Source organism: Streptomyces sp. NPDC057002 (assembly GCF_042673825.1).
Taxonomy (GTDB): Bacteria; Actinomycetota; Actinomycetes; order Streptomycetales; family Streptomycetaceae; genus Streptomyces.
The window spans coordinates 281,199-290,636 of record NZ_JBHURZ010000012.1; the positions used below are offsets into that span (position 1 = coordinate 281,199).

10 protein-coding genes and 1 pseudogene are annotated in these 9,438 nt (G+C 71.1%); 5 read left to right on the plus strand and 6 right to left on the minus strand.

All coding sequences use genetic code 11. The annotated features are described in order from the left end of the window. Window positions 1-30: 30 nt before the first annotated feature. Window positions 31-1,041, plus strand: coding sequence for an LLM class F420-dependent oxidoreductase (locus tag ACFT32_RS41730; RefSeq protein WP_382499608.1), 1,011 nt, complete (start codon window positions 31-33; stop codon window positions 1,039-1,041). 46 nt (window positions 1,042-1,087) lie between these two features. Continuing rightward, the gene (locus ACFT32_RS41735) at window positions 1,088-1,381 is read left to right on the plus strand and encodes a hypothetical protein (protein WP_382499610.1); all 294 of its coding nucleotides are present in this window, start codon (window positions 1,088-1,090) and stop codon (window positions 1,379-1,381) included. A 13-nt stretch (window positions 1,382-1,394) separates the two neighbouring features. Here the strand turns inward: ACFT32_RS41735 and ACFT32_RS41740 are convergent, their stop codons facing one another. Genes ACFT32_RS41740 through ACFT32_RS41750 form a run of 3 tightly spaced genes read right to left on the minus strand, consistent with a single transcriptional unit; the run spans window position 1,395 to window position 4,809 of the window. Beyond that, window positions 1,395-2,465 carry a prenyltransferase gene (locus ACFT32_RS41740; protein ID WP_382499611.1) on the minus strand — a complete coding sequence of 357 codons (1,071 nt, stop codon included), beginning with the start codon at window positions 2,463-2,465 and terminating at the stop codon, window positions 1,395-1,397. Further along, on the minus strand, window positions 2,462-3,211 hold the full coding sequence (locus tag ACFT32_RS41745) for a class I SAM-dependent methyltransferase (protein WP_382499613.1): 750 nt from the start codon (window positions 3,209-3,211) through the stop codon (window positions 2,462-2,464). The genes ACFT32_RS41740 and ACFT32_RS41745 overlap by 4 nt, the downstream gene beginning before the upstream one ends. Beyond that, window positions 3,205-4,809, minus strand: coding sequence for a glycosyltransferase (locus ACFT32_RS41750; RefSeq protein WP_382499615.1), 1,605 nt, complete (start codon window positions 4,807-4,809; stop codon window positions 3,205-3,207). The genes ACFT32_RS41745 and ACFT32_RS41750 overlap by 7 nt, the downstream gene beginning before the upstream one ends. Before the next feature lie 158 nt (window positions 4,810-4,967). Here ACFT32_RS41750 and ACFT32_RS41755 point away from each other — a divergent pair, with 158 nt between their 5' ends. Both ACFT32_RS41755 and ACFT32_RS41760 read left to right on the plus strand, forming a co-directional pair. After that, window positions 4,968-5,681: a TetR family transcriptional regulator gene (locus ACFT32_RS41755; protein ID WP_382499617.1), complete on the plus strand. Its 714-nt coding sequence runs from the start codon at window positions 4,968-4,970 to the stop codon at window positions 5,679-5,681. Window positions 5,682-6,011: 330 nt separating this feature from the next. Next, on the plus strand, window positions 6,012-6,332 hold the full coding sequence (locus ACFT32_RS41760) for a GYD domain-containing protein (protein ID WP_382499618.1): 321 nt from the start codon (window positions 6,012-6,014) through the stop codon (window positions 6,330-6,332). Window positions 6,333-6,361: 29 nt separating this feature from the next. On the opposite strand, the gene ACFT32_RS41765 is transcribed toward ACFT32_RS41760, so the two are convergent. Continuing rightward, window positions 6,362-6,595: a ferredoxin gene (locus ACFT32_RS41765; protein ID WP_382499620.1), complete on the minus strand. Its 234-nt coding sequence runs from the start codon at window positions 6,593-6,595 to the stop codon at window positions 6,362-6,364. 2 nt (window positions 6,596-6,597) lie between these two features. Beyond that, a complete protein-coding gene (locus tag ACFT32_RS41770; RefSeq protein WP_382499621.1) occupies window positions 6,598-8,049 on the minus strand; it encodes an aldehyde dehydrogenase in 1,452 nt (483 codons plus the stop codon). Between the two features lie 90 nt (window positions 8,050-8,139). On the opposite strand from ACFT32_RS41770, the gene ACFT32_RS41775 reads away from it, so the two are divergent. Further along, the gene (locus tag ACFT32_RS41775; RefSeq protein WP_382499623.1) at window positions 8,140-9,192 is read left to right on the plus strand and encodes an MBL fold metallo-hydrolase; all 1,053 of its coding nucleotides are present in this window, start codon (window positions 8,140-8,142) and stop codon (window positions 9,190-9,192) included. A 69-nt stretch (window positions 9,193-9,261) separates the two neighbouring features. Here ACFT32_RS41775 and ACFT32_RS41780 read toward each other — a convergent pair. Further along, a pseudogene (locus ACFT32_RS41780) lies at window positions 9,262-9,438 on the minus strand (IS5/IS1182 family transposase); the annotation flags it as partial.

Sequence of the window (9,438 nt, forward strand, 5' to 3'; positions counted from 1 at the left end):
AGTCGGCTGACACACCGTCAGGAGGCAGGAATGCGGCTCGGTCTCGCACTCGGCTACTGGGGCCGCGGCCCCTCCCCCGACCACATACCGCTCGCGCGGGAGGCCGAACGGCTGGGCTACGACTCCGTGTGGACGGCGGAGTCCTGGGGCTCGGACGCGTTCACACCGCTCGCCTGGATCGCCGCCCACACCTCCACCATCAAGCTGGGCACGGCGGTTGCCCAGATGGCGGCCCGCCCGCCGACCACGACCGCGATGCACGCCCTCACCCTGGACCATCTCTCGGGCGGCCGCATGATGCTCGGCCTCGGACTGTCCGGACCGCAGGTGGTGGAGGGCTGGTACGGCCGCCCGTTCCCGAAGTCCCCGCTCACCGCCACTCGCGAGTACGTCGACGTCGTACGGCAGGTGCTCCGCCGCGAGGCCCCGGTCGAACTGTCCGGCCGCTTCCACTCCCACCCGTACCAGGGCCCGGACGCCACCGGCCTCGGCAAGCCCCTCAAGCCGATCACGCATCCGCTCCGCGCCGGCCTGCCGGTCCTGCTCGGGGCGGAGGGGCCGAAGAACGTCGCCCAGACGGCCCGGATCGCCGACGGCTGGCTGCCGCTGTACTGGTCGCCGACCCGGCCGGAGGTGTACGGCCCGGCCCTGGCCGATCTGCCCGAGGGTTTCCTGGTCGCGCCGATGGCCCAGGCCCGGGTCTGCGACGACGTCGCCGAGGGCCTGCTGCCCGTCAAGATGATGCTCGGCTTCTACATCGGCGGCATGGGACACGCGGCCCGCAACTTCCACGCCGACCTGATGGCACGCATGGGCTACGAGGAAGACGCCCGCCGCATCCAGGACTTGTTCCTCTCCGGCCGCCGGGAGGAGGCCGTCCGCGCCGTCCCCGACGCCTTCGCCGACGAGATCTCCCTGGTCGGCCCGCGCGAACGGATCGCGGAGCGGCTGGAGTCGTGGCGCAAGGGCCCGGTGACGGACCTGCTGGTGCTCAGCCCGGACCGCCACACGCTGCGCGTACTAGCCGAGTTGAACGCCTGAGCGAATCCCCGGGTTTCATCCAGAGTTCAAGGGCAACCCGAATGACATGTCCCCTCGATATCGCAACGGTGCGAATCAGGCCGGCACGATCGTCGCGGTCGTGGCCGACGTCATGGCTCTCATCCTGGGTCTGTGGATCCTGATGTACCTGCTGGACGCCAACCAGGCGAACAGCTTCGTCCAGTTCATCCACGACGCGGCCCGCTGGCTCGCAGGCTGGTCCCACGACCTCTTCACCTTCGACGAGGCCTGGGCCCGAGTGGTCTGCGGCTACGGTCTGGCAGCGGTGGTCTACCTGTTCGTGGGCCACGCCATCGCCAACAGGGCCCACCGCCACTGACTCTCCTGAACCCCTAGGCGCAGCAGTCCGAGTCCAGCCCCACGGGCAACTCATCCCCACCGAACACCTGGCACGTGGCCTCGTGCCCGCCCAACGCGGCCACGGCCAGCAACAACGACCCCGCGGTCCACGTGGTCAGCTCCCGCGGCCAGATCGCGTCATCGTCGAAGACGTACCCCGTCCAGTACAGCCCGCTCTCCGCGTCCCGCAGATGCTGGATCGACTGCAGCACCTCCAACGCCCGGTCGGACTCGCCCATCGCCCAGAGCGCGAGGGCGAGTTCGGCGGACTCGCCCCCCGTCACCCACGGGTTGGGCACGACGCACCGCACCCCGAGCCCGGGCACCACGAACCGTTCCCAGTCCTCCTCGATACGCGCCTTGGCCTCGGCCCCGGTCAGCGCACCCCCGAGCACCGGGTAGTACCAGTCCATCGAGTACCGGTTCTTGTCGAGGAACCGCTCCGGATGCCGCCGTATCGCATGCCGCAGGGCACCCGCCGCCAACTCCCAGTCCGGCTGCGCCTCTTCCCGCTGCTCGGCGATCGCCAGCGCGCACCGCAGCGCGTGGTGGATCGAGGAGCTGCCCGTCAGCAGGGCGTCCGCCGTGTCCGTGCCGTCGTCGTCGCGCCGCCAGCCGATCTGCCCGCCCGGCTGCTGCAGGCGCAGCACGAACTCCACCGCCCCGTACACCGCCGGCCACATCCGCTCCAGGAACGTGTCGTCGCCGGTGGAGAGGTAGTGGTGCCAGACGCCCACGGCGATGTAGGCGACGAAGTTGGTCTCCCGGCCCCGGTCGGTGACGTCGCCGGACTCGCCGTCTGCGTAGGCCGCGTACCAGGAGCCGTCCTCGTTCTGGTGCCGGGCCAGCCACACGTAGGCCCGCTCGGCGGCCTCGTGCTCGCCGGCCGTGTCGAGGGCCATGGCCGCCTCGACGTGGTCCCACGGGTCGAGGTGGTGCCCCCGGAACCACGGGATCGCACCGTCCTCGCGCTGCACGGCGAGGATGCCGGCGACGGTCGCGGCGGCCTGCCCTGCGGTGAGGACCCCGGGCAGGACCAGATGTTCCGTCCGGGGAGTGGTCACTGGGCGTCCGCCCCGGCGCCGGAGAGACGCGGCAGGTGCGGCTTGGTCGCGTACGCCACGAAGCTCTTGCCGATCAGCGGGTTCAGCGCCTGCTCGGCGACCCGGGTGGCCAGCGGCTTCTTCATGATGTCCCAGACGAGGAGCTTGTGGTACGCCCGCACCGGCAGCGCCTTGTCGTTGTCGACGCCGAACGCGCACTTCAGCCACCAGTAGGGCGAGTGCAGCGCGTGGGCGTGGTGGGTGCCGTAGGGCTTGAGGCCGGCCTCGCGGATGCGGGCCAGGAGTTCGTCGGCCTTGTAGATGCGGATGTGGCCGCCCTCGACCTCGTGGTAGGCGTCGGACAGGGTCCAGCAGACCTTCTCGGGGCCGTAGCGCGGGACCGTGATGGCTATGCGGCCGCCGGGCTTGAGCACCCGCACCATCTCCGCCAGGACGCCCTTGTCGTCCGGTATGTGCTCCATCACCTCGGAGATGATGACGACGTCGAAGGACTCGTCGGGGAAGGGCAGCGCCAGGGCGTCGCCCTCCATGGCCGTGGCGGTGGCGCCCTCGGGGGCCTCGCCGGCCTCCTTCATCGCCGCGAACCACTTGGCGACCTCGCGGATCTCCTCGCCGTTCTGGTCCAGCGCCACGACCTGCGCGCCGCGCCGGTAGCACTCGAACGCGTGCCGGCCGGCACCACAGCCGAGGTCCAGGACGCGGTCGCCCGGGGCGAGCGGGAACCGGGAGAAGTCGACGGTCAGCACGTGGCCCTGCTTTCGGAGTTGACGCCTTGTTCATCTGTGGGGGCCGCGGACACCGCACCCGTGGGAGCCGTGGGCTCAGCCCCTGTCGAGACCGCGGAGCGGTCGGAAGCCAGGGACGCGGAACCGGCAGAGGCCACCGGCGCCGAGCGGTCACGACCCGCCGAGCCGGAAGAAACCGGAGCCCCGGAACCGGCGGAGGCCACTGACGCCGAGCCCTCACGCCCCGCCGCCGAGGTGCCCGGGGCCCGGGTCCCTGAGCCTCCGTCGACCGGAGCGGAGCGGCCCGCTTCGGCGCTCCGGGACCTGGCGATCGCCTCGCGGTACCTGGCCACCGTGCCCTCCGCCGCCCTGGCCCAGGTGAAGTGCCGCAGTACTCGCTCCCGACCGGCCGCTCCGAGCCGCGCACGCAACTCCGCGTCGCCCAGCAGCCTGCCCAGGCCGGCGGCCAGCGCGCCCGCGTCCCCCGGGGGCACCGCCAGGCACGTCTCACCGTCTCGGCCCGCGACCTCGGGTATGGCGCCGCCGGTCGTGGCGAGCAGGGGCGTGCCCGTCGCCATGGCCTCCGCGGCCGGCAGCGAGAAGCCCTCGTAGAGCGACGGCACGCACGCGACCTGAGCCGAGCGCACCAGGTCGACGAGTTCGGCGTCGGAGATGCCCTTGACGAAGTCGACGGCGCCGGCGAGGCCGTACCGCTCCATCGCCTGGGCGACGGGCCCCTCCGTGGGCCGCTTGCCGACGACGACGAGGTGCGCGCCGGGGTGCTCCGTGCGCACCTTGGCGAGCGCCTCGACCAGATGGACCAGGCCCTTCAGCGGCACGTCCGCGCTGGACGTCGTGACGATCCGGCCCGGCACGACGGGCACCGAGGGATCCGGCGAGAACAGGTCGGTGTCGGCGCCGATGTGGACCACGTGGATCCGGTCCTGGCGTACACCGAGGTGGTCGACGATCTCCTGCCGCGATGTGCCGGAGACGGTGAGCACGGAGGGGAGCCGGCGGGCGACGCGCTTCTGCATGCGGGTGAAGGCGTACCAGCGGCGCACCGACAGGCGCCGCTTCCAGCCGTCCGCCGCGTCCAGCTCCAACTGCCGGTCGACGGTGATGGGGTGGTGGATCGTGGTCACCAGGGGCGCGCCCACGTCTCCCAGCAAGCCGTACCCGAGCGTCTGGTTGTCGTGGACGACGTCGAACTCGCCCCGGCGGGACCGCAGATGGCGGCGGGCGCGCAGCGAGAACGTCATGGGCTCGGGGAAGCCGCCGGTCCACATGGTCGCCACTTCGAGCGCGTCGATCCAGTCGCGGTACTCGTCGCGCTTCGGGGTGCGGAAAGGATCCGGCTGGCGGTAGAGGTCGAGGCTGGGCAGCTCGGTGAGGCTCTGGCCGTCGTAGCCCTCGTCGAGGAGGGGATAGGGCTGGGCACCGATGACCTCGACGCGGTGGCCGAGGCGGGACAGTTCGCGCGAGAGGTGCCGGACGTAGACACCCTGGCCGCCGCAGAACGGGTTCCCTTTATAGGTGAGGAGCGCGATGCGGAGCGGTCGCAAGCCGTCGGCGGCGGGGTCCTCCGAGGGCCCGGCCTCCCTGGCCTCAGCGGTCACTCTGGCCCCCTTCTCCCTGCACTGTCCCGCGAGATTACGCCGGGACGCTAATCTAGAACAAGTTTCAGACTTGATCGTTCGGAGGCTCTGAATCTACCGGCAGGTAGGGGCGCTGTGACCAGTGGATCAGGTGATTCACGCCACGGCCGTGCCGTGCCATGCTGTCTGATCACTTGCCCTCACGGACCGTCACGGAACGGGACCCGAGCCCCGCGGAAGCCAAGGTGAACACAGTGGCCAAGGTGGAAGCCAGAGCCGCAGCCCCCGCCTCCCCTCCCCTCACGGAGCGGCAGGAGGCCCGCCGTCGCCGCATCCTGCACGCGAGCGCGCAACTGGCCAGCCGGGGCGGTTTCGACGCCGTGCAGATGCGCGAGGTCGCGGAGTCCTCACAGGTGGCGCTCGGCACCCTCTACCGCTACTTCCCCTCCAAGATCCATCTGCTGGTCGCCACGATGCAGGACCAGTTGGAGCACATGCACGGCACGCTGCGGAAAAAGCCGCCGCAGGGCGAGTCGGCGGCCGAGCGGGTCGCGGAGACGCTGATGCGGGCCTTCCGCGCCCTGCAGCGCGAGCCGCATCTGGCCGACGCGATGGTCCGGGCCCTCACCTTCGCCGACCGCAGCGTGAGCCCGGAGGTCGACCAGGTCTCGCGGCAGACGACGGCGATCATCCTGGACGCGATGGGGCTCGAGGACCCGACGCCGGAGCAGCTCTCGGCGGTCCGGGTCATCGAGCACACCTGGCACTCGGCGCTGATCACGTGGCTGTCGGGCCGTGCCTCGATCGCCCAGGTGCGGATCGACATCGAGACGGTGTGCCGGCTGATCGCCCTGACGAAACCGGAGGGGCAGGGGCCGGAAGGGCAGAAGTAGGACCTACGAGACGGGTTCCCTTCGCCGGCATGGTCCGGATCAGGTACTGGGGGTCGCCTTCCGGTCGCTCGGCCTCTCGGCCTTGCGTCCTTCCGGCCTCTCAGCCCTACCGTCGCAGTCGGCACCGGCGGAAACCCATACCTCCTGGCTTCCTGCCACCGTCGGCTACTCCGGTCGGACTCCCTCACTCGCCTCGTAGGCCAATTCCAGGCTAGAACTTCCGCCCGCAGAAGAAACCCCCTTATGCGATATTTTTCGGAATTGTTCCGATTGGCGGATCATAAGAGGTAAGAGCGACCGCTGAGACATACCGGACGTGGAGGTGGCCTCATGTCGAAGTACCTCTTCAAGGTCAAGCTGACCCCGGAAGGGCTGAAGGGTCTGCTGAGCGAGGGCGGCACCGCGCGGCGTGAGGTCGTCGGACGCATGGTCGAGGGCCTCGGGGGCCGGGTGGAGACGATGTACTGGGCGTTCGGCGACGACGACGTCTACCTCACGGCGGAGCTGCCCGGAAACACCTCCGCCGCGGCCATGAGCATGGTCGTGTCGGCCGCCGGCGGGGTGCGCACGAGCACGATCGTGCTCCTGTCGGCCGACGAGGTCGACGAGGCGGTCCGGCAGAAGGTGCAGTACCGGGCCCCCGGCGCCTGACCCCCGCACCGCCCGGCGGGCGGCGGGCACTATTCCTCCGGCGGGAACACCGCCTCGCCGCCGCCCCCCAGCGTGATCACGATCGCCTCCACCGGGCAGCTCTCCGCCGCCTCCAGGACCCGTTCGTTCGCGTCCGTGTCCGGGGCGAGCGGATGGGACTGGCGGGCCGGGTCCAGGCGGAAGCCGTCCGGGGCGTGGTGAACGCACTGGGCACTGCCGATGCACAGGGAGCGGTCGACCTCGACGTGCCAGCGGTCGCCCATCTCTACGCTTCCGCCGGGAGATGGATCATCTTGTGCTCCAGGTACTCCCCGTACCCCTCGGGTCCGAACTCCCGCCCCAGGCCCGAGTTCTTGTAGCCGCCGAAGGGGCCCAGCATGTCCAGGCTGAAGGTGTTCACGGAGTACGTGCCCGTGCGGACCCGCCGGGCGATGTCGATGCCGTGCTCGACGTCCGCGGTCCAGACGCTGCCGCTCAGCCCGTAGTCGGAGTCGTTGGCGATCTTCACGGCGTCGGACTCGTCGTCGTAGGGCAGCAGGCAGATGACAGGGCCGAAGATCTCCTCGCGGGCGATGCGCATGGAGTTGTCGACGTCGCCGAAGAGGGTGGGCTCGACGTACCAGCCGCGGTCCAGGCCGGCCGGGCGCCCGCCGCCGGTCAGGATCTTCGCGCCCTCCTCCTGCCCGATGCGGATGTAGTCGAGGTTGCGCTGCTGCTGCCGCCTGGCGACGAGCGGGCCCACCTGGGTGGCGGGGTCCAGCGGGTCGCCGACCACGAGCGCGCCGGCCGCCGCGGCGAGGGCGTCGGCGAACTCGTCGTAGCGGGAGCGCGGGAGCAGGATGCGGGTCTGGGCGACGCAGGCCTGGCCGTTGTTCATCCAGGCCGCGGGGGCGATGCCCGCGACGGCCGTCTCGACGTCCGCGTCGGGCAGGACGACGGCGGCCGACTTTCCCCCCAGTTCGAGCGTCACGCGGGTGAGATTGCGGGCGGCCACCTCCATCACGCGCTTCCCGGCCGCGACCGACCCGGTGAAGGACACCTTGTCGATGCCGGGGTGCCCGACCAGGTACTCGCTCACCTCCCGGTCGGCGGGCAGGATCGACAGCACGCCCTCGGGCAGCCCGGCCTCGCGGGCGATCTCGCCGAGCAGATACGCGTCGAGCGGCGACTCGGGCGAGGGCTTGAGGACGACCGTGCAGCCGGTGAGCAGCGCGGGGGCTAGCTTGGCGGCGGCGACGAACTGCGGGACGTTCCAGGGCACGACGGCCGCGACGACCCCGACGGGCTCGCGCCGTACGAGGATGCGGCCGAGCACGCCGTCCCGGCGCTCCTCGTAGGTGAAGTTCCGTGCGACGGTGATCGCCGAGTCCCAGACCATCACCGCGCCGAAGGCCTGGGCGAGGACGCTCCAGGAGTACGGCGAGCCGTTCTGGCCGGAGATCACACGGGCGATCTCCTCGTGCCGGGCGACGATCCCGTCCTTGATCCGGCTCACGACCTCGATCCGCTCGTCGAGGCTCATGCGCGGCCAGGGCCCCTCGTCGAACGCCCGCCGTGCCACCCCCACGGCCCGGTCGACATCGGCGGTCGAGGCGTGCGGGACGCGTCCGATGACCTGTTCCGTGTGCGGCGAGATCACCTCGATGACGTCCTGGCCCAGGGGGTCGGTCAACTCCCCGCCGATGAACAGCTGTCCGTGTTCCACGAGTTCGGTCATGGCCGACTGCCTTCGCATCTGACGGTGTTTCAGAAACTGATACCAGTTCTAGTTATAGTGGGCAATGGCCGTGGGACGGACGGAGGGCAGATGACGAGCAGCCAGGACCGCGAACCCACACCGGCGGTGTACGACCACGGCGGAGGCGTCCGGTCCCTCCGGGTCCCCATCCCGGACAACCCCCTCGGCCACACGCTCGTGTACGTCGTGGACACCGACCGGGGGCCGGTGCTCGTCGACACCGGCTGGGACGACCCGGAGTCCTGGGACACCCTGGCGTCCGGCCTCTCGGCGTGCGGCACCTCGGTGGCCGAGATCCACGGTGTGGTCATCACCCACCACCACCCGGACCACCACGGCCTGTCCGGCCGGGTCCGCGAGGCGTCGGGCGCGTGGATCGCGATGCACGCGGCGGACACCGCGGTCGTACGACGGACCCGTCAGGCCCGTCCCGAGCGCTGGTTCTCGTACATGACGGCCAAGCTCACCGCCGCCGGAGCCCCTGAGGAGCACATCGCCCCGCTCCGCACACCCCGGCCCCGCGCCCTGCCCGGCCTCTCCCCCGCCCTGCCCGACCGCGACATCGTCCCGGGCGAACTCCTCGACCTCGCCGGCCGCCGGCTGCGCGCGATCTGGACCCCGGGGCACACCCCGGGCCACGTCTGCCTCCACCTGGAGGAGGACCACCCGGCCCGACTGCCCGGCCACGGCCGCCTGTTCTCCGGCGACCATCTGCTCCCCGGGATCACCCCGCACATCGGCCTCTACGAGGACCCCGACGACGCCACCGTCACCGACCCCCTCGGCGACTACCTCGACAGCCTCGAACGCGTGGGCCGTCTCGCCCCCGCCGAGGTGCTCCCGGCCCACCAGCACCCCTTCCCCGACGCCCCCGCCCGCGTACGCGAACTGCTCGACCACCACGAGGCCCGTCTCACCGCCCTGCGGGCCCTCCTCGCCGAGCCCCTCACGCCCTGGCAGCTCGCCGAGCGCATGGAATGGAACCGCCCCTGGGACCAGATCCCGTACGGCTCCCGCAACATCGCGGTCTCGGAGGCCGAGGCCCATCTGCGCCGCCTGGTCAAACTGGGCCGTGCGGAGACGGTGCCGGGGAGCGAGCCGGTGATGTACGTGGCCGTCTAGGTGCCGGCTACCGGCCGTCCGGAGACGCACACGGCTGTCCGGGTCGGGTGCTAGGTCGTGTCCGTAAAGTCAGGGGAACCATAGGCGTAGGCAGGCGAGGGTGACCAGGGCTTCGTAGTGACGGGCGCGTTTGTCGTAGCGAGTGGCCAGAGCTTTGTTGTGCTTGAGCTTGTTGAAGCAGCGCTCGACGAGGTTGCGGCGCCGGTAGGCGCTCCGGTCGAGTCGGCAGAGGCTTTCGCCGCGGCG